Source organism: Methanothermobacter sp. K4 (genome assembly GCF_022014235.1).
In the GTDB taxonomy this organism is placed as follows: domain Archaea; phylum Methanobacteriota; class Methanobacteria; order Methanobacteriales; family Methanothermobacteraceae; genus Methanothermobacter.
Genome location: NZ_JAKLTD010000003.1, coordinates 254876 through 279909, shown reverse-complemented (window position 1 = coordinate 279909; position 25034 = coordinate 254876). Strand labels below are relative to the sequence as shown.

General features: G+C 45.4%; 23 protein-coding genes. 5 read left to right on the top strand and 18 right to left on the bottom strand.

Annotated features, from left to right (window positions below):
• Window positions 1-31: 31 nt before the first annotated feature.
• From L5462_RS08310 to L5462_RS08275, 8 genes are read right to left on the bottom strand one after another with little or no spacing between them, the layout of a single operon-like run.
• Window positions 32-2125, bottom strand: a complete 2094-nt coding sequence (locus L5462_RS08310) for a DUF2206 domain-containing protein (RefSeq protein ID WP_237780301.1) — start codon at window positions 2123-2125, stop codon at window positions 32-34.
• 26 nt (window positions 2126-2151) lie between these two features.
• Complete coding sequence (locus L5462_RS08305) at window positions 2152-3357, bottom strand: glycosyltransferase family 4 protein (protein ID WP_237780300.1); 1206 nt, start codon at window positions 3355-3357, stop codon at window positions 2152-2154.
• The gene (locus tag L5462_RS08300; protein ID WP_237780299.1) at window positions 3354-4793 is read right to left on the bottom strand and encodes an alkaline phosphatase family protein; all 1440 of its coding nucleotides are present in this window, start codon (window positions 4791-4793) and stop codon (window positions 3354-3356) included. Before L5462_RS08300 ends, L5462_RS08305 begins: the two co-directional genes overlap by 4 nt.
• Entirely contained in the window at window positions 4790-5470 is a 681-nt protein-coding gene (locus tag L5462_RS08295; RefSeq protein ID WP_237780298.1) for a hypothetical protein, read from the bottom strand. The genes L5462_RS08300 and L5462_RS08295 overlap by 4 nt, the downstream gene beginning before the upstream one ends.
• The gene (locus tag L5462_RS08290; RefSeq protein WP_237780297.1) at window positions 5451-6455 is read right to left on the bottom strand and encodes a glycosyltransferase family 4 protein; all 1005 of its coding nucleotides are present in this window, start codon (window positions 6453-6455) and stop codon (window positions 5451-5453) included. The genes L5462_RS08295 and L5462_RS08290 overlap by 20 nt, the downstream gene beginning before the upstream one ends.
• Complete coding sequence (locus L5462_RS08285) at window positions 6452-7600, bottom strand: glycosyltransferase family 4 protein (protein ID WP_237780296.1); 1149 nt, start codon at window positions 7598-7600, stop codon at window positions 6452-6454. The genes L5462_RS08290 and L5462_RS08285 overlap by 4 nt, the downstream gene beginning before the upstream one ends.
• 4 nt (window positions 7601-7604) lie before the next feature.
• Window positions 7605-8738: a glycosyltransferase family 4 protein gene (locus L5462_RS08280; RefSeq protein ID WP_237780295.1), complete on the bottom strand. Its 1134-nt coding sequence runs from the start codon at window positions 8736-8738 to the stop codon at window positions 7605-7607.
• Window positions 8739-8748: 10 nt separating this feature from the next.
• Window positions 8749-9405, bottom strand: coding sequence for a glycosyltransferase family 2 protein (locus L5462_RS08275; protein WP_237780294.1), 657 nt, complete (start codon window positions 9403-9405; stop codon window positions 8749-8751).
• A 189-nt stretch (window positions 9406-9594) separates the two neighbouring features.
• Between L5462_RS08275 and L5462_RS08270 the strand changes: the two genes are divergently transcribed.
• Complete coding sequence (locus L5462_RS08270; RefSeq protein ID WP_237780293.1) at window positions 9595-10758, top strand: D-glucuronyl C5-epimerase family protein; 1164 nt, start codon at window positions 9595-9597, stop codon at window positions 10756-10758.
• A 22-nt stretch (window positions 10759-10780) separates the two neighbouring features.
• On the opposite strand, the gene L5462_RS08265 is transcribed toward L5462_RS08270, so the two are convergent.
• Together L5462_RS08265 and arsB are read right to left on the bottom strand one after the other, a co-directional pair.
• Entirely contained in the window at window positions 10781-10918 is a 138-nt protein-coding gene (locus L5462_RS08265; protein ID WP_237780292.1) for a hypothetical protein, read from the bottom strand.
• A 344-nt stretch (window positions 10919-11262) separates the two neighbouring features.
• Window positions 11263-12297, bottom strand: coding sequence for an ACR3 family arsenite efflux transporter (gene arsB, locus L5462_RS08260; RefSeq protein WP_237780291.1), 1035 nt, complete (start codon window positions 12295-12297; stop codon window positions 11263-11265).
• Between the two features lie 128 nt (window positions 12298-12425).
• On the opposite strand from arsB, the gene L5462_RS08255 reads away from it, so the two are divergent.
• Window positions 12426-12983 carry a hypothetical protein gene (locus L5462_RS08255; RefSeq protein ID WP_237780290.1) on the top strand — a complete coding sequence of 186 codons (558 nt, stop codon included), beginning with the start codon at window positions 12426-12428 and terminating at the stop codon, window positions 12981-12983.
• 108 nt (window positions 12984-13091) lie between these two features.
• Here the strand turns inward: L5462_RS08255 and L5462_RS08250 are convergent, their stop codons facing one another.
• The gene (locus tag L5462_RS08250; RefSeq protein ID WP_237780289.1) at window positions 13092-14444 is read right to left on the bottom strand and encodes an MATE family efflux transporter; all 1353 of its coding nucleotides are present in this window, start codon (window positions 14442-14444) and stop codon (window positions 13092-13094) included.
• Entirely contained in the window at window positions 14428-14883 is a 456-nt protein-coding gene (locus L5462_RS08245) for a MarR family transcriptional regulator (protein WP_237780288.1), read from the bottom strand. The genes L5462_RS08250 and L5462_RS08245 overlap by 17 nt, the downstream gene beginning before the upstream one ends.
• A 158-nt stretch (window positions 14884-15041) precedes the next feature.
• On the opposite strand from L5462_RS08245, the gene L5462_RS08240 reads away from it, so the two are divergent.
• Entirely contained in the window at window positions 15042-15323 is a 282-nt protein-coding gene (locus L5462_RS08240) for a type II toxin-antitoxin system HicB family antitoxin (RefSeq protein WP_237780287.1), read from the top strand.
• Complete coding sequence (locus tag L5462_RS08235; protein WP_237780286.1) at window positions 15280-15552, top strand: type II toxin-antitoxin system HicA family toxin; 273 nt, start codon at window positions 15280-15282, stop codon at window positions 15550-15552. The genes L5462_RS08240 and L5462_RS08235 overlap by 44 nt, the downstream gene beginning before the upstream one ends.
• Here L5462_RS08235 and L5462_RS08230 read toward each other — a convergent pair.
• The 3 genes from L5462_RS08230 to L5462_RS08220 are packed head-to-tail and all read right to left on the bottom strand — an operon-like array spanning window position 15534 to window position 19626.
• The gene (locus L5462_RS08230) at window positions 15534-17666 is read right to left on the bottom strand and encodes a DEAD/DEAH box helicase (protein ID WP_237780285.1); all 2133 of its coding nucleotides are present in this window, start codon (window positions 17664-17666) and stop codon (window positions 15534-15536) included. The genes L5462_RS08235 and L5462_RS08230 overlap by 19 nt on opposite strands.
• Window positions 17667-17699: 33 nt before the next feature.
• Window positions 17700-18941, bottom strand: a complete 1242-nt coding sequence (locus L5462_RS08225; protein ID WP_237780284.1) for a BREX system ATP-binding domain-containing protein — start codon at window positions 18939-18941, stop codon at window positions 17700-17702.
• 10 nt (window positions 18942-18951) lie between these two features.
• A complete protein-coding gene (locus tag L5462_RS08220) occupies window positions 18952-19626 on the bottom strand; it encodes a hypothetical protein (protein WP_237780283.1) in 675 nt (224 codons plus the stop codon).
• A 240-nt stretch (window positions 19627-19866) separates the two neighbouring features.
• On the opposite strand from L5462_RS08220, the gene L5462_RS08215 reads away from it, so the two are divergent.
• A complete protein-coding gene (locus L5462_RS08215) occupies window positions 19867-21933 on the top strand; it encodes a hypothetical protein (RefSeq protein ID WP_237780282.1) in 2067 nt (688 codons plus the stop codon).
• Here L5462_RS08215 and L5462_RS08210 read toward each other — a convergent pair whose 3' ends face one another.
• The 3 genes from L5462_RS08210 to L5462_RS08200 are packed head-to-tail and all read right to left on the bottom strand — an operon-like array spanning window position 21934 to window position 24901.
• Window positions 21934-22359, bottom strand: coding sequence for a YkvA family protein (locus tag L5462_RS08210; protein ID WP_237780281.1), 426 nt, complete (start codon window positions 22357-22359; stop codon window positions 21934-21936).
• Window positions 22360-22394: 35 nt separating this feature from the next.
• Entirely contained in the window at window positions 22395-23831 is a 1437-nt protein-coding gene (locus tag L5462_RS08205; RefSeq protein WP_237780280.1) for an ATP-binding protein, read from the bottom strand.
• Between the two features lie 14 nt (window positions 23832-23845).
• Window positions 23846-24901, bottom strand: a complete 1056-nt coding sequence (locus tag L5462_RS08200; protein ID WP_237780279.1) for a DNA double-strand break repair nuclease NurA — start codon at window positions 24899-24901, stop codon at window positions 23846-23848.
• Window positions 24902-25034: the final 133 nt, after the last annotated feature.

The following is a 25034-nucleotide window of genomic DNA, read 5'->3' as shown; positions in this document are numbered from 1 at the left end:
CTATACGTTGGAAATAATAAAATTAACAAACTCAGGATCCTCCTAAAATTAGTGTACCACCATTGTCATAAATCCTATCTTTATCTCCAATGAGATTTTTATAGTCCCCAATGGGTTCAACATTGTCCATTTTCAGTTTACCCCCAATGAATCTAGGTGGCCTTCCAGGTGAATCCAAGAACACGAGTCCCCTATTCACATTTGCCCACCTTAGATAAATGTAACCCTTCTCCCTCTTTGTTTCATTTGTGAAGAACTCTGTATTCAATTTTGGAGGGTTATAGAATCCCTGAAGTATCCTTGAGTAACCAAAGGTATCCGTGTTTACTGTGAAGTTTCCACCGTTACTTGAAAGCCATTTTGCAGCTGTCACCTCACTCGTAAAAATAAAGGTCTCATACCTCCTCTCACCTTCACTGTTATATGCATAGGAGTAGGGTATTCCTGCAAAGTGATAGTTGAGATAGCTGACACAGGAAAAGAGCAGAACGAGAACAAGAAGGATTATGGGTAATTTCAGCGATTGTCTTTTAAGTAAACTCACAAGTTCCTGGATACCCATTATAAAAAGAGGTGCGAGGATCACAAGCATCTGCGTGAATAATCTTGTACCCCCATAACCCTTTGATATGAACGGAAGTATTATAAATGATGCCAATAGACCCATTGAAATTAATATTACTGCTGTGTACTCCCTGTTTATATCATCCCTTCGATGGAATATAATGCTTAGGAAACCCACGGCTATAAGGAAGAATACTGTATCATGTATCATGACACTCATGAAGTTTGGAAGCTGTGCTATACCAATCCCCACTACTGACTGCTCTGCGTTGTTTCTCATATCCGCGGCGAAGAAATCTGCCATACTTGAAAAAGTTGTCTTGAAGAATTTAACCGCATCATCGAATGGAGCCCCTGTTGCCTGTGCATACCATGCAAAGACAACCACAAAGAATAGTACAGCCACTGAGACACCGAAGAAGTAACTCCTTTTTGGTCTCCCAATCGAGAACCTTTTAATGAGCCATGCGACGGGTGGGATGAGAATAGTGAGGATTGCAAAAACATATGCTGTTGTGTAATGGGAGAGAACCGTTGAAACCATGAAGATTATAAAAAGGATCTTCTTATCTCTCCTCCGCAAACTTGAAGTTAAAACCATTATCGCCAGGGAGAAAAACACGAGGGCGATGAGCTGTCTGCACCAGCCGAGAATATATATAAATGAGAACTGGAATATGAAAAGGAGGGCTGCGTAGAAAGCCATTGTCCTATCCTTCAGTATCCTTTCACTTATAAGGTAAACTGCGAGTGGCATTATCGCCCCAATGAATCCATAATATAATTTAAAGATGTAGACCGCAGGCACATCAAGAATCAACCGGTATATCGCAGGAAGTATCGTGATGCTGAGGCAGGCATTGTATGCATTGTTAATTGCACCTGAAACGCTCCAGTACCCATTCATGATTACCGTGCGGAAAAGGTAATATTCTGTATGGATATCCCTACCTATTAGGTAATTTGAGGGAAGCCCATTCATTATGAGAAGTGAAAGACCGATATTGAAGAGAGCCATTGGGTATGCTGAGTGATGTAGCCGCTCCCCAAGCAGTGTTAGGATTATCAGGTAAATGGGTATTATGAGAAGGACACCCAGAAGAACCGTGTTAATGTGATAGGTGTTCATTAAATAGGAGCCAATAACCGTCAGGACTGGAAAAACTAATGAGAGCATGACAGGAGAAAAAAGAGTGTTCCCAGAATTAAATTTATGCGCCTCAGATGGTTCTGATCTCAGGTAGTATCCTGTTAAGAGTATAAAAATAAGGATGTTCAGTGCAACAAGCACGGGTCCAATGGTTATTGGTTTTGAAATAATGGGGTAGGTGGAATTAAGTAAGAATCCTGTGAATATTAGAAGGGAAATACTGAGTCCTGCCGATAGTAGAGATTTTTCAAGTAATTCGAGATCAAGTCGCATGATCTTTACAAGTAGATAGCCAGGGACAATATTAAAGAATATAAACGGTATGGACTGTCTTAGGACTGGGATGTCCATTAGGATAGTTATATCCACGAGCGCCAGTAATATCAGCAGGTAAAATATATCCTTTCTCATTTTAAACATCTACCCTACTCATGAAGTTAAAGATCATCTTTTTGAAGAAGGTCTTTATAAATACTGATTAACCTTTCTAACGTAACCTCTATCTGGTATTGTTTACAGGATTCATAAGCCCCACGCTCAAGTCCCTCAAGGATTGATGGATCTTCTGCAATTTTATTTATTAAGCTTGTAAGTTCACTGACATTACCCGCTTCAAAGAGAACCCCATTATAACCATCAGTTACGAGTTCGGGTATTCCCCCTATCCTGCTTGCAATTACAGGTGTCGAGTTCATAAAGCTTTCATAAATCACTAGTGGAGAGTTATCATAGCATATTGAGGGCAAAACCGTCACATTGGCCCTTCGGTAAATAGCAGCAAGGGCCTTGCCAGATAAAAAGCCATGAAATATTATCCTCCAATCGTCCTTCGCCATTTTTTTAAGTTCTTCCTCTATTGGACCTCTCCCAACAATATGCAGTCTCAGATTATCGGCATCAATATCCCTGAAGCTTTTTATAAGAATATTTGGTCCCTTATGCCTTGACAATGATCCCACGAAAAGAATATCAATTGTGTCGTAATTTTTTTTAATTTTACAATAAGTTTCCTGTTCTATTGAATTTCGAAGGACTAATTTAGGAACCTCATTGAAAAAACCATTTGAACTCAGTTTTTCAAGTACAAATTTGGAAGGGGATGTGAAGACTTCGACTTTTCCATTTACCAAAAATCTTTGTAGTCTTTTATATAATTCGCAAATAAATGGAGGATTTTCACAGATCATTTCTTTTGAATTTAGAAGAGTGGAACGTACACAAAGAAGAGAGAAATCATGTGCTGTGAAAATTAAAGGTATTTTGAGGTCCTTAACAGCTTTAAAAGGAGCTGCTGAAAGACCCTTATAGTTATGTATGTGTACGATATTAGGTCTTTCTTCTTCTAGGATCTTCCTTATTTTTCTATATGAATCCACATTAAACAAATCTAAAATATGATAGATTATTTTTTGATAAATTGGTTTTTCAGAGGCTTCATAGGCACACGAAACATTGAAAGGGGATATCCTATAAACTCTCACATTATTTATATCTTCAGTAATTTCCTCTTTTGATTGTGATGGTGTTATAACAAAAACATCATAGCCTCTTTCAGCAAGTTTTTCGGCTATTTTACCAACATAAATTTCGGCTCCTCCCTTTATGTATGGCTTATAAAATCTACTGATGAAACATATCCTCATGATGTATCCTCCTTTAAAATAGTTAATATAAGCGGAGAGATGTCCATCAAATCCATTTCTTCAGAAATAGACTTTAAATTTGTATTGTAGACAAATAAAACTGGAGTTTCAGCCCTATGATTACCTGAGTGAAGTTTATGAGAGGAACTTTCTGAAAATATTTCCTCATCCACATCCCATCCAACTCCCCATTCATCAACAAGTTTAAAAAGTATTTCAGGGTATTTTTCAAGGTGATCCCCCTCATATACATCTTCCCTTCTAGCGGCCCATTCAACCAATTTTTTTCCTTTGGGATCTTTTATCGATAATAAAAGATCAATTAACTCTTCTCTTAGGGAATCATAAGAATCAATGACCTCTTTATTTATTCTGATTCCAGCATAACTGTAGGATTTTATACCTCCCGATGGGTCGGAAAGATAAGCCAAACTCAGAGAGCCATCAATGAGAGTTGTATTAACATAATACCTCATTGCCCTAGGGAATAATCTTAAAAACAGAGAAGCCAGCTTACCGACTGACCTGTGTTCGTCCACCACAGATAAGATAGTCTTTTTAATTTTATTTATAAGGTTACTTTTAATATCCTTTTCATCTGCTAACTTTAGAAATCCTTTTCTTCTTAAAATTTCGTTGATATTGACAACTTTAACAGGTCGCATAGCATGTCCATGATCACTTAGAACAATCAAAGCTGTTTCATCGTCTAAATTATCCATTAAAGGGCCTATAACATTCCTATCATAAAACATGTAAAAATCTAGGATAACATTTTCATATGAATTACCTTCTTCATAATAAGGGTCATCTTTATCACAGTACATCCAAAAAAGATGTTGAATATTATCTAATGAAGATGAATAATAAAAATAGAGATCCCAATCAATGTCATTGAAAAGCTGGAGAGCCACTTTCATCTCATTTAAGATAACTTTCTTTGTTGGTTCAATTATATCCCCAATATTCACCGGGTATGAAGTAAGTGGTTTAAGACCTTTAAGATCATAATTAGAAACTAGCTCCTCTGGCCAGCATTGGATATCGAAATCCTTTATATCAACCTCAGTTGTACGCCCAATCATGATACCATTAACTTCCCAAACCGGGTAGCCCATGTGAGGAAATAATACGCACACTCGTTTGCCAATACGCCCAGCAACATCCCAAAAAGTCCTTCCTGAAATGTCATTTCCAATATAACTTCCATATTTTATCTCATTAAAAGGATCTCTGAAGGATATAATTCCATGTTGGGCAGGATTCTTTCCAGTATAGATGGATGCCCATGCAGTAGGTGAATCAGGAGGAAATACTGATTTAAGTCTTATATTAGGCGAATTTTCTTTCAAAATTCTGAAATTAGGTAAAAATTCCTCAAATTTATTTAACAACTCCCTGTCTAAACCATCAATGCCTATTACGACAACTTTCATCCAAGCACATCCTTAAAAACTATATCTTCAATAAACAACTTATTTCTTTCAAGTTTATCGTTGCCATCGACCCTTATCATCTTGTATTGATCCGCTACAAAATCATAAAGACCAATTCTCTCTTGAAGATATTCTAAGGAGGGAGTATCATCTTTCCGCTTAAAAGCAACATTTGCAGAAACCTCTACATAAAAACATAAATCAGGTACGGATAAAAACCTTAAAAACATGTCAATTTTATCCTTAAGATCATTATAAGAATAATCCATGTCGACAGCTAAGTCAGTTACTATCGTATCAAAGATATACCTATCACATAAAACGTTTCTTCCGAAGAGCAAAGGTATTTTAACTTTCCATAGTAGCTGCATTATATAATCGAATAGCATTATAAGGTAATAAATCTTAAAAAGGTATTTATGTTTTGAAATTTTTTTCTTTTTTGTGTTTGAATAATCCCTATAGTCCGTAAAAATGTCCTTTTTTCTTAGGAATAACCTGCGACCAATAATTATAAATGGCCTCAGAATAATAGGTTCTAGCCTTCCATACACATAACTGCAATCAATACCCTTTTCCCTTAATGAATTGACCAGATGTTTTGTATAGGTAGTTTTTCCAGACCCATCAACACCGCTGAATGTAATTAAAATTCCACTAGACCTTTTTGTAGGCATCCAAGAGTCTCCTAGAAATATTTATCCATGAGTAATCCTTAACTTTATCATGTGTTTTGATAGTGAGATCCTGGTCTTTAACAAATTCAACAGCATCTACTAATTCACGAACATTTCTAACAAATATCAAACCATCACCCTCATCAAAAACTCTACTAAGACCTCCAAAATTTGTCGTTATTACAGGAAGGTTGCACGCCATTGCCTCAATTACTGAAAGAGGCATATCAATACAGTCCGCTTCGCTTTTTCCAACGATATTTTCCCTATAAACAACAGGAAAAACATAGCAATCCGCAAGGGCATATATGTTCTCTATATCCTCAAAATACCTGTTCCATATTATACATCCTACGTCCTTTAATTCCCGTAACAATTTTTTATCGGAACCCTGTGATACTGCCCCTACAATTAAAACTTGGACATTTTCAATACTCTGTATATTAGAAAGCCATTTAAGGTTTCTGCCATTTTTTATAGAACCAACATGGAGAACTAAAAAGACTTCTGGTTTTAAATTGAACTTTCTTCTTAAACGAATCTTATGTGTTCTAACAGAGGGATTAAATCTACTCATATCAACTCCCACAACGGGTAAGAAAACCGTGTTGAAATCTAGATTTCTGAATCTTTCTTCTGTTAGAGATGCTTGAGCAATTAAAATGGTAGGTTTGAAAAGTTTAATAAATCTTAGTGAGATTGCTGAAAAAGTTGGTCTCATAATAGAAATAATCGACTTTGAACCCACAGCCATGCTCACAAGTTTCAGTATCACAAAACTTAGAAGGGACGAACCGCTTACATAATGTACAACTGATGGTCTGAAATTTATGAGATCCGTCCAGAATTTGAAGGAAAGGATATCTCGTGGATTAAGTATTAAGACCTCATTTTCCCTAGAGAGATGTTCATATAAATAGAAAGCCGTTTTTCGCATCGCCTCATCAAGTTCGACGTCAAATTCACCAAGTAAACATATCCTCATGAGATTACCTCTTTAAAGACTCTCTCCGTCATTCTTGCTGATTTATCCCATGTGTAATTTTTCATTACCATTTTTCTACCATTTGATCCCATCTTAGCGGCAAGTTCCTCATTATCGAGGAGTCTGGTTATTGCATTCGCCAGCGCCACCGGATCTCCAGGAGGTACAAGAATGCCCGTTTCACCATCTCTTACAACATACTTTATTCCGCCGACCTCTGAACCTATAACAGGTGTGCCACAAGCATTCGCCTCAATTAGGACCATTCCAAAACCTTCAGCCACGCTGATTGTTGGAAGAACAAGAAGTGATGAGAGTCTGTACAGTTCAATGAGTGACTCTTCATTTATAAAGCCTGTGAATATTGTTCTATCACCGATTCCAAGTGATTCAGCAATCTTCTTATATTCTGGAATCATGTCACCTGTACCTGCAAGTATCAGGTATGTTTCATCTGATTCAATTCTGCTGAAGGCCTTTAAGAGGATTTCAACCCCCTTATGTGTGTGTCCCCGATTCATTGAACCGACAAATAGTATAGACTTTGATTCCTTATTTAATCCATATTCAATCATTGCACTGCCTTCGGAGGGACTGTAAAGTTCAGGGTCAACGCCTGGAGGGATCAACACTAATTTTTTGGAAAATTCTTTCATTATATCTGATTCATTATAAACGTATGGTGATGGAGTTATTATCCTATCAGCAGCCCTTAGGGTGATCTGGAGGAGGGTGTGATTATAAAGAGATGAAATCAAACTCAAAGGCCCTCTATTTTTAACCACGTCATTATGGTAAGTTAGAACAAAGGGGACTCCTGCCCTCTTACTTACAATTGCAGACATGTCTGCGTAAAATGGTACCGGCATGTGCGCATTTATGATATCAAAGTTTTCTTCCTTAAGAATTCGTGAAATAAAATGTACTAGATGAATGTCTAGAGGCGTGTTTGAAAGAAAATTTTTGGTTTTAAGCCTCCTGACCATTATGCCATCCAGTATTTCTTCCTTAACACCACCTGTACCCGTGGTGATTACGTTTACATCATGACCCCTCTCCAGAAGTTTCAGTGATATATTGTAGGTGTAATGTTCAACCTCCCCTGTTTTTGGAGGAAAATATGGTGTTACGATGAGTAGTTTCATGAAATCACCGCACTACTGAACTATAAATTGATATGAGTTTTTCCACATTCTCTGACCAGCTAAACTTCTCAGCATGTTTTCTTGCGTTCTGTGACATTTCATTTAGTATATCCCTGTTTTCTTTAAGAAATCTTATCTTTTCAACCATCTCACTGGTATTATCAACTACATATCCATTTAGACCGTCACATATAAGATCAGCGTGTCCTCCACTATCCTTCACAATAACAGGAAGTCCAGAAGCTAGGGCCTCAAGCATTACTAATGGGGAAGATGCTTCACCCTTTCTCGAAGGGAATATAAGAACATCTGCACTCCCATAGTATTCTCTTAATCTCTTTTTATTTGAGATAATTCCAGTAAGGATTACATTTTCAATTTTATCCCTTTTTAGCGTTTCCTTAATTTCATCCATCTTAGGACCATCACCTAAACAGATAAAAATTGCTTCATCTCTCAGATTTTTCGCAACATCGATAACAATATCTATACCCTTCTTATAGGTGAATCTGCCAACGAATAAAACTTTAAATTTTTTATCAGATTTTTTATTATTATGATTTTGAATAAATTTTTCAATTTCTACAGCATTTGAAACCACTATGGAGTTCCTAGCAAACCTTTTAGAAATATAATTCTTTATTTCTTCTCCTACTGAAAGTATTACATCCACATTTTTCACGACATAATATGAAAGCATTTCATTAATGCTAAACAGCATTCTATAAAGCGATTTTTCATATTCAATAAAACCAACATGTACTGTTAAAACAACTGGTTTACCCAATTTTTTCGCGATCTTAGTGGCAAAAAGGGAACTCACATAATACCTATCATGGACATGGACAACATCAGCTTCCTGAATAAATTTTTTTAAAATTTTTTTGAGCTCAAATAAATTAAAAAGTGGCTGGGGTATATCAAAGTTACGATATAAAAAATCACTTGCAGAGACCCTATAAACAGTTATGCCACCGTAGTTCTCTATTTTTTTCAACTTTGTCTGGTTACCAATGTTGCTTGTAATTACAGTGACATCATGACCCCTCTTAACAAGTCCCTTGGCCTGTTGAAACGCTACCTCCTCAAGACCACCTATGAAAGGATAAAAATGATGAGCAATGATCACTATTTTCATCGAAACACCATTATCTTAACCTCTCAAAGATGAGCGTCTTGAAGATTCTGAAACCATCAGGGAGGGATGAAAGCTTGGGTTCATCGGACCTCCTCCTGTAGGAAATGGGGACCTCGACCATCCTGAGGTCTGACCTTGCAAGTTTTGAGAACATCTCCGCCTCCAGTTCGAATCCAGGATACTTCAATCCCCTCTCTAGGAGGTAATCTATGGCCCTCCTCCTGAAGGCCCAGTGCCCGGTGCAGACATCACTCACCGGGTTGTACAGGATGGTGGCTGTGAAGCTCAGTATATGGTTCCCGATCCTGTTGAGACTGGATATTGCACCATCCTCCATTTCCCCCCTCAGTCTTGAACCGAGGACCACATCAGCACCCCTATCCTTAAGCACATCTATCAGGAGTGCTGAATCCTCAGGAGAGTATGTGCAGTCGGCGTCCATCATAATGGCATACTCCGTCCTCACATTCCTGAAGGCTGCGAGCATGGCATTCGTCTTCCCCTGCCTCCCCTCAAAGATGACCCTGACACCACGTGATGCTGCAATCTCAGCAGTCCTGTCAGAGGAGTTGTTATCAACCACGATGATCTCAGCGTCAGGGTAGAGCATCATTATCCTGTCAAGGAGTTCCCCAATGGATCCCTCCTCATTGTAGGCAGGTATCATGAAGGTTACATCATCCAGTTAGGACACCCCACATGGCAGTAATACTGATATCAACATTGCAACACCATTCCTATAAGTGTGAATGATTTTTCTATAATATGACCTTTTCCATTATAAAAAGGTTTCCGTTTAAGGAATTCACCCACCTTTATATGGGGCGCCATTCAAAATTGTAATGGGGGGATAATATTGAAAAGATTTTTTCCAGTAATCCTTGGCCTGATTTTTATCATTGCATGCAGTCCATCCCATGCAGTGGATAACAACACAGACTGCAACGGGACACCCGACCACCTGAACCGCTCATACTACCTGGACAGTTACCAGGAACTCCTCAAAGGGGCAGTTAAAAATAATACGAGGATAAGGAACCACCTTTATACGCGGTACACATCCACAGGTGATAGAAGGTACTATCAGGCATACATAGATGCAGGATATGCCGTTAAACTCTTCTTAGGGATCAAAGGTAAGCGGGCCCTGAGGAGTGATGAGAAGATCATCGAGATCAAGACCATACAGGCCAATAACGCCTACTACTCCAGGAAACTTTCACCATCAGAGACAACAGTAACTGTATTCAACAGCAAAGCCTGTCAGTTCAGGAACATGCCAGTACCGGAGTTCAGGAGCAACCTGCCATTTGTCTACTACAAGAACAGGGGATGGCATATTTACCCTGTAACAACATCCAACCTTGCAGGTGGCTGCAGGAACACCTCTGACTTCCTTGAAGTGCTGGATGAGCAGAAACTCACGGTAACCTTCAGGACATACAGGGGCATGCGCTACGCTGTATTCCCCATGTACTTCGACTACCATGGATCAGGTACCGGCTGGCTTGACAGCTTCGCCCAGGGAAACCTTGCAGGCCACTACGCCAGGGCATACAACCTCACAGGTAACAGGGGGTACCTTGACATCTCAAATTCCCTCATAAACAGTTTTCATGCCCCAACCGGCCTTGTAAAACCCACGAAATACGGTAACTTCTACCTCCACTACAACTTCATGAGGGAACACTACATCCTCAACGCACACCTCATCTGCACACTTGGACTCCACACCGCCTACAGTTACACCGGGAACTCAAGAGCGCTTAACCTCTTCCGAACTGGCGTTTCAACCTTCAGGAGGATGAACTGGATTTTCGACAGTGGGCGATGGACATATTATGCTGTGAGCGGCAGGTACTACAGGCCGGCATGGTTAGCCAGTGAGAGCTACCACAGACTCCACGTACAGCTTGCAAACAGGGCCTGGAAAGCAACAGGGGACAGCTACTACCGCAGCATTGCCTTAAGGTGGAACAGTTACCTCAAAAGGAAGGGACTCAGACCCGAGAGGATCTGATCTGATACAGAGGAAACACTGCCTATAACCTCATGAGGAACTCCTTCAGCCTCCTCTGCAGAGTCAGGTGATGGTGTTGAGAACCCCCGGAGGTCCACACCACGGGGACCCTGTGCTTTTTCATTATGGCCCCCATTGTGGTGTAGTATTCAGGGGACATGGAGTAACCCGGTGACCTGTGGTGGGCCTTCAGAGGGACCGCTTAGATCACCATTCTCTTTAAGGGTGAGGCGCTGGTCAACCGCGTATAGGTGCCAGTGGCTGCATTTCCACTCATCAGGGATGCCTCAGCCGCGGATCTGAACCCAGTATGGTGTTATCAGGGAGTATGAACTCATTCTGTGATAAGGATGAAATGTAGGAAACACTTCAAGTTTATCAAGAGTATGAACTCATAAATAATCCCCTTCATGGAGACCCCTGAGGGTTTCTCTATTAGGCACATCCCACTGATATCATCCAGTAAAAGTACTGGTTCCAGTAAAATAAAAATAAATTGTTTTTTCAGGCAGGAAACCTGCCCCGTGTTGCGTTGGCTATCCTCACAAGTGCAAGCATCACCGGGACCTCCACCAGGACCCCAACAACCGTGGCGAGGGCCGCCCCTGACTGTAAACCGAAGAGTGATATGGCCACCGCCACCGCCAGTTCAAAGAAGTTGCTTGCACCTATGAGGGCTGCGGGTGCAGCCACCGCATGCCTCAGCCTCCATAGGCGGGCCCAGAGGTAGGCCACCGTGAAGATCAGGAAGGTCTGTATTATGAGGGGAACAGCGATTAAACCTATGTGGAGGGGGTTCTCAATTATGACCATCCCCTGGAATGAGAATATTATGATGAGGGTTAGGAGGAGTCCGATGACCGTTATGTTCTCGAATTTCCCCAGGAACTCCTGGAAGTACTCGGGTCCCCTTGAGGTGATGAGCCTCCTCCTTGTGAGGTACCCTGCAAGTAGCGGTACCACCACGAAGAGCACCACAGAGAGTATGAGGGTGTCGTAGGGTACCTGGATGTTACCTATACCCAGGAGGAAGGCCACTATGGGGGCGTAGGCGAAGAGGAGTATTATGTCGTTCACCGCCACCTGCACCAGCGTGTAGGCCGGGTCACCCCGTGTGAGGCTGCTCCAGACGAAGACCATGGCTGTGCATGGTGCCGCCCCGAGTAGTACCGCCCCTGCAAGGTACTCCCTCCCGAGTTCAGGCGGTATAAGATTTGAGAAAACTCCGAGGAGGAAGAATGATGCCACGATATACATGGTGAATGGCTTTATGAGCCAGTTGGTCCCGCAGGTAACAGTGAGCCCCCTGATTTCCCTGGTGGCGCGTATTATGCTTGAGAAGTCTATCCTGAGCATCATGGGGTATATCATTAGCCATATCAGTACCGCCACCGGGAGGGATACCTGGGCGTACTGTAACCTGTTGAGGAGGGCCGGGAAGGCGGGTATGAACTGTCCGATCCCAACCCCTGTGATTATGCAGAGTATCACCCAGACTGTGAGGTACCTTTCGAATATTCCCATCTCTTCACTTTCCATGACATCACCGGTTACACATCAGTAAATTCAGATATGTTGATTTATTATTAGTAGTTTCCCCTCAACCGGAAAGGTTTTTATGAAGTAAAAAACATGAATGTAATTATTAAGTGTTCATGGTGGTAAATTTGAGACTCAATGTGAATAGAAATGGTGAACCACTGCTGAAGTGGCTGAACAGTAAGCTGAATGTTTTAAGCTCCGTATTCGGGATACTTGTGGGTGCAGTTGCAGGGACACTCACCGCGTTACTCCTTGGCGGTGTCCTCATGGACGGATTCATGGACCCCATATTCTTTGTATTCATTGTAGCCTTCGTCTTCCTCTTTGTGGAATCCTTCGTTGCAGGCCTGGGGGCTGAAACCTACAGTGAATCCCTGGTGAACTCAGGGTTCCTGGTACTCATCTACCTGACCATCGGTATGGTGGGGCTCATGGCAACAACCACTGGTGGCATGATGGCCCTCTCAGCCATCTCACAGGTATTCCCTGACACCGGTGGGGACATGACAGGTGCAGCGGAACCCATGGGACTGGCACCTGAACCCACCTACGCACCAGCCGATTACCTCCAGCTCATATCAGGGATACTCATGGTCATTTCACTGATACTTGCAGCATTCGTGGGGGGCCTCCTGGCGGTCTACATCAGAAGAAGGTTAAATACGGGGTGTAGCACCCCATAAACTATTAATCTGGAGGTTTGCACAGCAAATTAAGCAATAAACTTTTTTCTTCCATTAAGTAACCCTCCGTGAAGGGAAAACATTCAGAACCATTAAATCCGGGAAAAATCAGTCCCCGTACCTTCTGAGCCTCCCTATAAAGAGCCTTGCCCAGAGGTAGGCTATGAGGCTTCCCCCGATGTCACCTGCAACCACACCCCACCAGACTCCAACCTCACCGAATCCCAGGGTCACACCCAGGAGGTAGGCGAATACAGCAACAAGGAGGACCTGCCTTATAACCGAGAGTGTGAGGGACGTGAGCCCCCTCCCGGCCCCCTGGAAGATGGAACCTGACATTATACCCGGTGGGAGGAAGAGGTAGAAGAGGCAGATGACCCTCAGGAACCAGGTTATCCTGGGTGCCAGGTCCGCGGATGCCTGGGAGTACGAGAATACCCATGAGATCCAGGGGGCAAGTATGAAGGTCAGGAGGGCGGTGGCAGCGGCTATCATAAGCCCCAGCCTTATGGAGTACCCGTGGACCACCTCAAGGTTTCTGAAGTTCCTTGAACCATAGGCAACCCCCGATACACTCACAAGGGCAGTTGCAACCGATATCACCGGGACGATTGCCAGCATGACTATCCTCCACCCCGCTGAATACACTGCAACTGCACTGGTACCTCCGACGGCTGTGAGTATCCCGTTGAGTACCGCGGTTACCAGGGACATGACAAAGAACTCTGCACTCGCAGGTACCGTCACTGAGAGTATTGAGAGGGCAACCCCACGGTCGGGTCTGAAGTGTTTCATCCCTATGGAGGTGTAGGTTCCGCCCCCAAGGAACCAGTAAAGTACAACGAGTGAGACCGCAAGCTGGGATATCACCGTGGCCCAGGCCGCCCCGGCTATACCCCACCCTGCCGTGTATATGAGGAGGGGGTCAAGGACCATGTTGAGGACCGCTGAGAGGCCCATGGCATACATTGGCCTCTTTGCATCACCCTCGGATCTTAGTATCCCGTAGGCTGCCCCTGTGAAGAGTGTGAATATGGTACCTGCAAAGACCACGCTACCATACTGGAATGCCGGCTTCAGTGCATCACCTGCCCCCAGGGAGAGGAGTATGTCGCCGAGTAGAAGTTCAAGGATCACTGTGATTACAACTGAAACCGCAGCTGTTATTATAATCGTGTGGGTTGCGCTGTTATTCACGCCCTCAGCGTCACCTGCGCCCAGGTACCTTGAAACCGATGATGCCGCCCCGGCCCCGAGGCCATTGGATAGCCCAACGAGTACCATGTAGAGGGGTGTCACGAACCCTATGGCTGCGAGTGCCTCACCACCCAGGCCAGCCACCCATATGGCATCCACCAGGTTGTAGATGGATGTGAGCAGCATCGCGATTATCATTGGCCCTGAGAGTTTCAGGAGGGCCCTCTTCGGGTCCCCCCTCATTATCTTAACACCCTCTGTCATCTTCCACACACCTTATCCTCATTGCCTCCTCTGCCAGTCTCCTGCAGATCTCCATAAGTGTCTTCCGCTCCTCATCTGTGAGGTTTTCAAAGAGGAGGTCTGTCCACCTATCCTCAACCTCCCTTATCAGGGGTATCAGTTCCTCCCCGTGAGCTGTGAGGCTCAGCATATACCTCCTCCGGTTTTGGGGGTCCTGTTTTCTCATGATGAGTCCCTTCTCCTCCAGGCGCCTTGTGATCCTGGCTATGGTCCCCTTGTCCACCTGGAAGAACCATGAGAGTTCATCCTGGGTAACCCCTGGTTGCCTGTGGATCCTGAAGAGGCAGGCAACCTGGGCGTCTGTGAGTTTAAGGTGGGATAACTCCCTTGCCACGAATACACGGTGGCTCCTGAGTATGATTGATAGGAGCCCCCTGAATGGTATGTCACTGTCGATCATCATGTCCTCCTCAATGTTCCGGTGCTGAAGTTATCTGGATAACACCATATAAATGTTGTCATTGCAACTGTTGCACCTGCAACATAAATATATATTAAGCCATCAATTCATATCAAATAATGCAGAAATAGTTATCTGTGAACTGCAGGTGAGATGGGATGGCCTCAGTTAAACTTGAGCTTCCAGTAAAGATTGAAAAAGAGGGAAACCTGTTCGTGGCGATATGTGAGCCCTTTAACATAGCCAGTCAGGGCATCAGCAAAGAAATTGCTCTTGAGAACATCCGGGAGGCGCTTGAACTCTTCCTTAGCGACGAGGATGTTCTTGAAATGTATCAAGACCTTATAAGCAGTTACACTGTACCTGAAAAAGAGGAACATGTGAGCGTTAAGATAGATGGCTGGCAAAAAAGGAAAACTATCAGGAGTGAAGCTCTGTAAGATCCTCCAGAAAGAGGGATTTACGTATTCTGGAGGAAAGGGTAGTCATGTGAAACTCAAAAAGATAGATGAAAATGGGAAGAAACTCATTGTGATCATACCTCTTCATGATGAAATTGCCCCCGGAACCCTGAAATCAATTCTTAAACAGGCTAAGCTCACATATCCAGTTCATGAAGCTCATGAATTCCAGAAAAAGAACATGAATGTCTATTTCTCAGAGCCATGAAAAACCTGAATCCTGAAGCCCTCCACCTCAACCGGTGTACTGGCCTCAAGCAGCCCCAGGAGCTCATCCGGTCTGTAGAGGAGGCTGTACTTTATATGGGCCGCCACATCCTCCGGGAGGTGCTCTATGAACTTGTTCTTAACCATCCTGTCAAGGCTGTCATGGAGCCTGAGGGGGAAGTCCTCCTCAGAGATGATGGATGGGATCTCATTCAGAGTAGATACCACGTCATCGTAGTCGACCTTTGCCCTGAAGCGCGCCGCAAAGGCATCATCCCTGACACGGTATGCATCATGCTCCATCCTGAATATATCTGAGATCAGGCCGTTAACCCTCTCCCCTCCAAAGGTGTGGATCTCCACATCCGACCCGACACTCACAGGGATAACATCCCTGGTTAAACCTGCGGCAGAGGCCCTGGCCATCTCAGATAGGACCCTCTCCCTTGATGCATCATCGAGCCACATGAGGAGGTCCCGGTTGAAGTTTCCAAGGATGATGTCATAGGCGTGCCTTGCAACCTCAAAGCTCACCGGGGCACCGCCCCCACTCCAGTCAGGTATATTCGCCTTCCTGGAGCAGGGCTTAACCTTAACGATGAATCTTTCATGGTCGATCTCCTTCACAATCCAGTTTTCACCACCAAGCACGAAGCCCCTCCCCTCCTCAAGGTATTTTACAGCGAAGAATGCGTCAAGTGTTCCTATGATCTTCGTGCCGTGCTTAACAGTGAACTCATAGGTTGGGTAGAACACAGAGTAGAACTCCAGGAAGTTCATCTTACCGAAGACCTTCTCAAAGTTGAAGCCATGGTAGAGGTAGGTCCCGTGTTTCCTTATAAAATCATTCTCACCCATGAAGTCAAGAAGGTGCCTGAAGTCCCCTGAATTTATATCAGAGAATACATGGGCCCTCCCCAGGCCCCTGTATATCTCGGCGGGCCCCGGTTTTTCAATCTCAAACACAGAGCTGAGGATCTGGTGGAAGTATATGTCAAGGGGCCTTCTGGGTATCCTGAGCATCTCCAGTTTACCTGAAAGTGCCAGTGAGACAACCGAGAGTGCAAGAAGCACCTCACCCTCATGGAATATGATGGTCCTCTGTTTGCCACTCCTCCTGCCGCTTCGTCCGGTCCTCTGGAGGAACTGGTTCACGGTTGCCGGGCTCCGCAGGTGGACCACCACGTCGATGTCACCCACATCTATACCGAGCTCCAGTGTACTGGTGCTCACCATGAAGGCCGCTGATATGGATTTGAATTTCTCCTCTGCCTCCTCCCGTGACTCCCTGTTCAGGGAGGAGTGGTGTATGAAGACGTCCACATCCAGACACCTTCTTATGATGTTGTAGTACTTCTCGGCATCCCTCCGTGATGGGACGAAGATGAGTACCTTCCTGCCGGTTAACCTCCTTAAAACATCAACGACCCCTGCTTCTCCACCAGAGAATATCCTGTACTGGAGTCTCCTATCAGAGCTCTCCTCCACAACAACACCCGAGGGGCTCATCCACTCAAGGACGTCCTCAGGGTTTCCAATAGTCGCAGAGAGCCCTATCCTCTGGGGCCTCACAGCGGTGTACCTCTCAAGCCTTGCGAGGAGGGAGTTCAGCTGGACACCCCTATCCGACTCTATGAAGTAGTGGATCTCATCCACTATGATGTAGCGGAGGTTTCTGAAGATCCTCTCCCTCTCATCCAGGGTCCTGTTCACCATGATAACCTCAAGGGACTCTGGTGTTATGAGGAGGATGTCCGAAGGGTTCTTTATGAACCTCCGCTTGGTGTCTGGCGGGACATCCCCGTGCCACTTCATGACCTCAAGGTTGAAGTGGTTGCCCCAGTACTCCAGTCTGCTGTGCATGTCATTTATGAGTGCCTTGAGGGGTGAGACATAGAGCAGGCTGACCGGTGGGAGGCCATCTGTGAGTATGGAGTTGAAGACAGGTATCATGGCTGCCTCGGTCTTACCCGAGGCTGTGGGTGCAACTATGAGTGTGTCCTCGCCCCGTCCTATGGCTTCAAGGGCGGATTTCTGCACATCCCTCAGCCTCCTCCAGCCGAGCCTGTTGGCGAGGAAGTGCCTGAGGCGGGGGTTGAGTGAGTCGGAAGACATCAGATGACCCCTCAGAGGCTTATCACCCTGGAATTAAACCCAGTCCTCATCCTCGAACTCCTCAAACTCCATCTCCTTCTCTTCGAAGAGGTCAAGGATCTCCTCCTGGGTCCGGAGTTCAGGGTTCTGCTGGACAACATCAAGGACACTTATGAATGACTTCACAAAGTTTCTCGGTGAAATGTAACCTGTGAGTTCCGCGTTGGCCTCATGCCTTGCTATTATACCATCAAGGGACTCCCTGACCGGTTTGGCCTCCCATTCATAGACCTCCTCGTGCATCCTTATGAGGCGATCTGATAGCTCCATGAGGTTATCCTTCCTGAAGCCATCAAGTCTGATTATGGGTTTCCTGAGGTCCTTGAAGTCCGTGTTTAGGACGTCCTCTATCCTCTCATTGAGTGCGGTGTAGGATGGCACGCCCATCTTCGGGTCCTCAAAGAACTCGGGGGTCCCTGCGAATATGAAGAGGGTGTTGTGGAATCTGCCGAGGCTGCACTCATCGTATATAAACCTCATGTAGTCGTAGGCTGTGTCCCTCAGCTTCTTTGTGTGTAGGGTCATTATGTGCTCTGCCTCGTCTATGAGTATTATGAGCCCTGCGTAGTTGAGTGCCCTCAGGAATGAGGAGAGGGCCTCGAGGTACTTGAAGGCGTTTTCCCTGTCAATATCACCCTTGACACCGAACTGCCTTTTTATGGTGTAGGGTATGTTCTTCTCACCGCTAAGCCAGGCCATTGCATACTTTGCTGTCTCCTGGTCACCCCGCGCAGAGAGCTTGTAGTAGTTTTCTATTGCAGCGGCGAATGTTGTGGCGTGTTTACGAACCTCCTTGAGGTCGTTGTTTATGTTGTCTATCACTATCCTCTCCTGCTGGTAGGGGTCCGTGGTTTCCCTTAGGGCCATCATGCGGAGCTGTGTGGTCCACTTTTCAATTATGTGTTCAAGGGATGTGCCGGTCTTGCAGCGGAGCGAGGCAACGATGCTCCTGTAGACGACCTCGAACTTGTTGAAGGGGACGTCGCGGCTGAGTGTCACCTTTGCGACGACGAAGTTGTCTGCAAGGGCCCTTTCCTCCAGGAGTTTCAGGAAGAAGGACTTCCCCGACCCGAATTCACCGTTTAGGAACCTTGTTACCGCAGCCCCCTCCTTAACCTTACCGAATATCTTGTCGAACTCCTCCAGTTCCCTCTCACGCCCGACGCATATCTCGCCCACCCCCTCCGGGGGGACGTTGCCATTTTTAAGGGCATTTATGATACTCTCTGCATTCATATTAAGCCTCCTATTCCAGGGATATCAATCCAAAGTCTCTTCCAGCCCCTCTGCTGTTGTAGAGTGTTACTATTCTCTCGGGATCCCGTGACGGGTAGTGTTTTATACCGGTCCTCCAGGCGTTGATGGAGTAGAATTCCTCAAGTTCATCATATGACTTGTTAATCCCGTAGGACTGGATGAATTCATCAAGGAGTTTTATGAAGGATTTTATCTCCATCTGCTTCCGGCCATCGGCCTTTCTGAGCATGCTGTGGAGGCCCATGATGGAGTTCAGGATGAATTCATCCATGCTGAAGGATACCTCCTCAAGGTAGGCGGGGAATTTCTCTATGAACTTTGCCCTGGACCTTATGGTCCTGAAATCAGCCTCATCTATCTGTCTGTACTCAGATTTGAGTGCAGATGACCATTTTTTAGAATCAAGGGAAACAAGTTTATTCTTGAATTTAATTAGGGGTATGGGGGGGTTGAAGAACTTTATCCCCTTGAGCTTCAGCTTCCTGGGGGATTCATAGTAATCATATAGGCTTTCAGGGTCACTGTATACCCTTTCAACCAGGGTGTATGCAACAAATGAGAGTGTCCTCCGTCCATTCAAGGGGATCGGCTTGAAGAGGAATATCCTGTCACCGGATCGAATTTCATTTATAAGTTTACCCCTCTTCCTTACGGAGCCAATCACGAGGTTCTCGGATATATCTTCAAGTATATCATCATCTACCCTGTGAAGCCAGTATCTGGACTTACCCCTGGGGACCAGCCTTTTCTGTTTTATTATGTTAAAAACCCCCTTTACGGCATTAAACTCATTTAAATGTTTCTAAAAATTGATAGATAAATTTTTTTATAACCCTGTAAATGTTAATGATTTAAGTATCTGTAAAAATATTAAATTTATACTGTATTGAGGGGAGTATGCCATATGGATAACTGTGTCCTCTGCTGTAGAGAATCAGATAAACTTTTATGCCTCTCCTGCGGCAGTGAATCATCTTCTTCATCCTGTGAAAACTGCAGCTCTGAGAACCTGGCCGTTTGCAGGGAATGCTACGATAAATATCGGATTTTAAAGGCCATTGAAACACTTCGTGAAATGGAGTCCTTCACCTTCGATGACTTTAAGAATGAGAAGGACCTCGACGCCTGGCTCTTCTGGATTCTCCTCAGGGAGGGATTCATAAAGAAGCATGTCAGCGGTGAAGGGAACGGGTTCATAAAGAATCAGGGATTCAATAGCTTCAGAACCCTTTACGTTTTATCTGAGAAATGCGATGACTTCATGGAACTCAACCTGGGCTTCAAATCCGCAGCCGAATCACTTTTCAGGACCGCCATGAGACCTGAAGAATCCATGAATGAATCTTATAATCCATCCAAGGATGAATTCCATTCTGAAAACCCGGACGATGACCTCTGGACTGATGAACCCGGATCTGATGGCAATCCAGTCGACCTGAAAGCAGGAACGATACTGGAGAATGAAACCAGGGATTCCACCAGCGCAGAGGAAACGGATCAGACAGAAGATGAAGAAGCTCTAACGGTAGGATCCCATCAAAGAAAGGATTCATTACCTAAAGTATCCGTCAGTGGCCTTGAACTCTGTTCTGGCTGCCATGAAGAGCTTGAAACCGAAACTGAGATGTCCCAGGGGATCTGCAGGGAATGCTCAAGGAAACTCTATGCCCTCGAATCCCTTGAGAGAATCCTCAGAATTTTTAAACCTGAGGATGAAATTAAAGTTGACATTTACACAGCCGGGATGGATGATGTGGAGAGGACAGAATTCACAGCCATGATCTGGATACTCGAAGAGTTCAACCTCCTTGACCACGACGGGGAATCAGGGACCTACATTTTAAAACCCGAAGAGGATGTCCAGAAGTTCATCATAGAGAATGTGGATCTTAAAAGGCTCAAATCAGCATCAGCCGATCCAGTTCAGACCGAAAGCACCGCGACCCCTGAGAAGGATGAACTGGAGTGCTCAATGTGCGGGGAGGTAAAACCCGCCACAGAATTCAATTCATCCGATGGAACCTCCCCCATATGCAAGGAATGCTCAAGGAGGCGCTGCGCTGCAGAGGCCCTCGTTAAGATAAGAAAGCTTGTTGAACCAGGTGTGGAATTCGCTGTTGACGACATCATAGAAAGTGAGGATGAAAGGGTTATAGTCATGGGCCATATCTGGCTGCTGCAGGACTTCGACCTCATCGATAGCAACCCGGCCTTCGATACCTACACCCTTAAACCAGACGAGGAACTCAAAGCCTTCCATGAAGCCTACGGTGAAGGGGAACTTGTTACAGAATCAGATATGATCAGAACCTGCCCAATATGCGGCAGGAAACTCAAGAAATCCAGCTTCTACAGTACAGTTGATGGGAAAAGAGATGAGTGCAGGGAATGCTATGACAGGATACTGGCATGGGACATGTTCAAGGACATAAGGGAAGCCGTAGGTGAAGGACCCTTCAAAAAGGAGGACCTGACTGAATACTTTGATGAACCCAGCACACTTGATTTCAGTATATGGACCCTCCAGGAGCATGACCTCCTTGAGGAAGGCCCCGAGGGATTCATTCTTAAACACAACTCCGAGGTTGAGGAGCTCTACCTAAGGTACCATGGATCAGATACTGAAGAAGATCAGGATACACTGACTTCAAAACAAGAAGAAACCCCGGTTACAGCAACAGAACCTGTCCCCTCAGAGGACATGATCCACAGAAAGGAGATAATCTACATAAACCCCAGGGGCGAAAGCCTCAACCTCATGATGAACGGACTTGTAAGTGGTAACGGTCTCATGGATACCATGAATGAACTGGGGGACCTCCTACCATCAATGAAGAAGTGCATGATCCTAAGGAATGATGAGTGCTTTGAACTCCTCATTGAACTAACTGTAGAGAAGGAATCACTTGATGACATCCTGGGGGTTCTTGAGGGTATGAACTGGGAGAACAGAATCCAGGAAAACAGCTGATCAGATCAAACCCACATATTCCAGCACATCGGTTGTCTTCTCCCTGAGGACCTCCTTTGATCTCTCATAGCAGAGTTCAACAACCTCTTCAAGGTCTTCCTCTCCCTCCCAGTACTCTGAGAGGAACTCGTAGCCATAGACGTCCGCCAGGATCCTTATGACGTAGGCTGTTATGAAGATATCATCAATGTACCCGTATGCACCGTAGACCGTCTCAGGGATGACATCCATGGGCACAACATAGTAGGCTATTGCCGCGCTTATTTTGAGTCTGAGGTGGCTCTTGAGGTGTTCATAGCCAAGGAAGTCCGCCAGGAGCTTGAAGAGTTTAGGACCGTGATCTATGAAGGATGCATATTCCCCGTTGAAGGATTCAAGGTTCTCAACCAGCACGTCATAGAAATCCTTAAAATCTGCCGCTGTCATGGAAACCACTGTAATTCTCTTGGAGATAATAATACTTATCCTTTACCCCCCATCCCACGCCAGATGGACTCCACGTCAGGGTCACCCCCGGATAGCTTACCTGTGAATTCACCTATCTTCACCATTGCAGGGACCGGTGCCATGAGCCCAACCACAACCGCCTCACCGATATTCAGGGACGGTAGATGAGATAGGAGGTCGTCACTGAGGGCCTCGCTGGCCCTCTGAACATGCATCTGGTCATTGGGTTCGATCAGACGCATTATTATCATGTTATTGGCCTGTGAGAGGGCTGCAGGATCAAGGGACTTGGGGCTCTGACTCACAAGGGCAAGTCCCACGCCGAACTTTCGCCCCTCCCTTGCCACGCGGCTTATCCAGTACCTTGACTCTGTGGACCGATCAGCGGGTGCAAGGATATGCGCCTCCTCAAGCACGATGAATACTGGGGTTTCAAGTCCCTCCCCATGGTTTATGTAGTCCTTCCTGCTCTGGAGGACCTCCTGGAGGACGTGGCTCACTATAACATCAGATCCCGTCTCATCCACCAGGCCAAGGTCGATCACATTGGCATGGTTTAACCTGAGCCTCTCGATTATCCCCCCTGTCTCCAGGTCTATTATCTCATCATAGGCTTCTGCCATGTACTCCAGCTTGTTCTGCACATCGATTATGCTCCTCTTATCGCTGCTGTTTTCTGCAAGCAGATGGTCCAGCTCCTCATGCATCCTCCTCAGGAAGTCCTCAGCGGATACCCCACCACCCTCAAATTCAGGTGCCACCCTCCTGTGGGCCCTTGAAAGGTACCTCTCCTGAACGTAGGCGTTCTTTGTAACATTTGAAAGCCTCTTGATCTCCCTCAGGGAGAGCCTCGCCGGGTTTATGGCAGCCCCTATAGGGTTAACACTTCCATGGTTGAACTCCGCACTCACATACTCTGAGTGCATATCAAAGATTATGACCGTTCCACCGGCCCGCAGGAGCTCATCAACTATCACGGCCACGGTGTTGGATTTCCCCGCCCCTGTAACTGCAAGTATCGCGATGTGCCTTGTGACCATACGGTTTATGTCAACCCGGAATGGTACATCAGCAGAAAGTAGCCTCCCAAGAGTCAGGCTTCCCCGCCCGAATATCCTCCTGAGGGTTTCTGTGTCTGCTGATCGGACCTCTGTCCCGGGCCCTGGGGGTACACGTGGAATTTCAAGTGTCTCAACATCTCCAAGTATTCTAACTGTGCCGCGGAGATACTGCCGCCCCCCTGTAACCCTAACTATCCTCTCAACCGTCTCGGGGTCATTGAGGTCCTCTGTGACCCCGGGGACACCCCGCAGTAGTGACTCTATCATGCCAAGCACCCGCCGGCCATCATACTCCATCACCACGTACTCGCCAACATGTGGCATCTCCCTTGAGACAAAGCTCACCCTTGATGGTGACGTCTCCCCATAGCACTTACCTGTGAATCCCATTGCGAACCTCCACTCTACCTGTAAATACCCTCAAGGATCAACCCTGCGATGGCATCCATGTCCTCATCGGTGATACGGACATCATCCTTCACCCTCCTGAGAAGGTGTGGGTAGCCGCCAGCAGACGATGCCCTGAGGCTCTCAAAGTGGTCCGCCACGGCATCAGCACTGATACGGCGTGGAACCTCAAACTTGAGGACCCTCCCGTTCTCCTCGAGCCTGGCATAGAATACAGTGAATTCTAGGCTCCTGAAGAATGCGTCCAGTACAGGGAACCTCCCCTTGAGATGTGATAGTTCCCTGTGAACCGGTACTGAGTATCCAGGCCCATCTGTGAGTTCATCGAAGACCGTCATATCAGGTATGTCCTCAAAGATGTCAGACATGGTTGACCTCTCAGAGACCGCTATTATATTCCTGGTCTTTTTAAGGAGTTTCCATGCTGATATGAGCCTCTCAAGACCCTCCAGGTACACAAGTGGCCTGTGAGACTTAAATTTATCCTTCAAGGTTTCCTTGAATGACCCTGAATGAACCGCCATGGTATCAGGAGATGCTGATATTTCTCTAAGGCAGTTTCTCCTTATCCATCCCTTAACATCAGCCTGGAGGGTTCCATCATACCTTACTGGCCTCAGGATTGTGCCTATGAGTGATCCATCCATGAGGAGGATGTCCGGTCTGAGTTCAGATACAGCCCTTAAGCTGTTCCTTAATTCAGAAATTGCTGTGAGGTTTCTGACCCTTTCCCTGAAGCCGGCGTGGGCCTCCAGTAGATCCAGAAAGCTTCCCTCAACCACATCACCAGAATCAGATACCGTGGCTGTATTTACGGCCACCAGCCTCAGCCCCGAGAATTCCCTGAACCCTGATGCCCCATCACAGGCTGCAGTTGATAGTGAATCATCCTCACCATCATGGCTGAACCAGTACTCCCTGGCGTCGGGGAGTTCATCCAGCCTCAACCTGAGGTAACCCCTTATCTCATCTCTCCTCAGTGCTGCTTCTTCATAGAGGGATCCAGGCAAATTAAACACCATCAGTATCTTAAATGTGATCATTATTATCATTTACTGAAAGCAGAGGTTTTCATATAAATGAGCATTCTGTAGATTCATTTTTTCTGGGGGAGCTAAAGTTATCAACCCATTAAGATCCCTATCTTCACCTTAGAATATTAATTATTACTTAATACAGGCTTTA

Bases quoted from the DNA above. Each gene is read 5' to 3' on its own strand.
- L5462_RS08215 (WP_237780282.1), top strand. From the start codon at position 19,867: ATGGATAACTGTGTCCTCTGCTGTAGAGAATCAGATAAACTTTTATGC.
- L5462_RS08310 (WP_237780301.1), bottom strand. From the start codon at position 2,125: ATGAGAAAGGATATATTTTACCTGCTGATATTACTGGCGCTCGTGGAT.
- L5462_RS08295 (WP_237780298.1), bottom strand. From the start codon at position 5,470: ATGCCTACAAAAAGGTCTAGTGGAATTTTAATTACATTCAGCGGTGTT.
- L5462_RS08245 (WP_237780288.1), bottom strand. From the start codon at position 14,883: ATGATCGACAGTGACATACCATTCAGGGGGCTCCTATCAATCATACTC.
- L5462_RS08205 (WP_237780280.1), bottom strand. From the start codon at position 23,831: ATGGGATTCACAGGTAAGTGCTATGGGGAGACGTCACCATCAAGGGTG.
- L5462_RS08265 (WP_237780292.1), bottom strand. From the start codon at position 10,918: ATGTCCCCTGAATACTACACCACAATGGGGGCCATAATGAAAAAGCAC.
- L5462_RS08210 (WP_237780281.1), bottom strand. From the start codon at position 22,359: ATGACAGCGGCAGATTTTAAGGATTTCTATGACGTGCTGGTTGAGAAC.
- L5462_RS08275 (WP_237780294.1), bottom strand. From the start codon at position 9,405: ATGATACCTGCCTACAATGAGGAGGGATCCATTGGGGAACTCCTTGAC.
- L5462_RS08285 (WP_237780296.1), bottom strand. From the start codon at position 7,600: ATGAAACTACTCATCGTAACACCATATTTTCCTCCAAAAACAGGGGAG.
- L5462_RS08290 (WP_237780297.1), bottom strand. From the start codon at position 6,455: ATGAGGATATGTTTACTTGGTGAATTTGACGTCGAACTTGATGAGGCG.
- L5462_RS08225 (WP_237780284.1), bottom strand. From the start codon at position 18,941: ATGAATGCAGAGAGTATCATAAATGCCCTTAAAAATGGCAACGTCCCC.
- L5462_RS08280 (WP_237780295.1), bottom strand. From the start codon at position 8,738: ATGAAAATAGTGATCATTGCTCATCATTTTTATCCTTTCATAGGTGGT.
- L5462_RS08235 (WP_237780286.1), top strand. From the start codon at position 15,280: ATGGCTGGCAAAAAAGGAAAACTATCAGGAGTGAAGCTCTGTAAGATC.
- L5462_RS08250 (WP_237780289.1), bottom strand. From the start codon at position 14,444: ATGACAGAGGGTGTTAAGATAATGAGGGGGGACCCGAAGAGGGCCCTC.
- arsB (WP_237780291.1), bottom strand. From the start codon at position 12,297: ATGGAAAGTGAAGAGATGGGAATATTCGAAAGGTACCTCACAGTCTGG.
- L5462_RS08240 (WP_237780287.1), top strand. From the start codon at position 15,042: ATGGCCTCAGTTAAACTTGAGCTTCCAGTAAAGATTGAAAAAGAGGGA.
- L5462_RS08230 (WP_237780285.1), bottom strand. From the start codon at position 17,666: ATGTCTTCCGACTCACTCAACCCCCGCCTCAGGCACTTCCTCGCCAAC.
- L5462_RS08305 (WP_237780300.1), bottom strand. From the start codon at position 3,357: ATGAGGATATGTTTCATCAGTAGATTTTATAAGCCATACATAAAGGGA.
- L5462_RS08300 (WP_237780299.1), bottom strand. From the start codon at position 4,793: ATGAAAGTTGTCGTAATAGGCATTGATGGTTTAGACAGGGAGTTGTTA.
- L5462_RS08200 (WP_237780279.1), bottom strand. From the start codon at position 24,901: ATGATAATAATGATCACATTTAAGATACTGATGGTGTTTAATTTGCCT.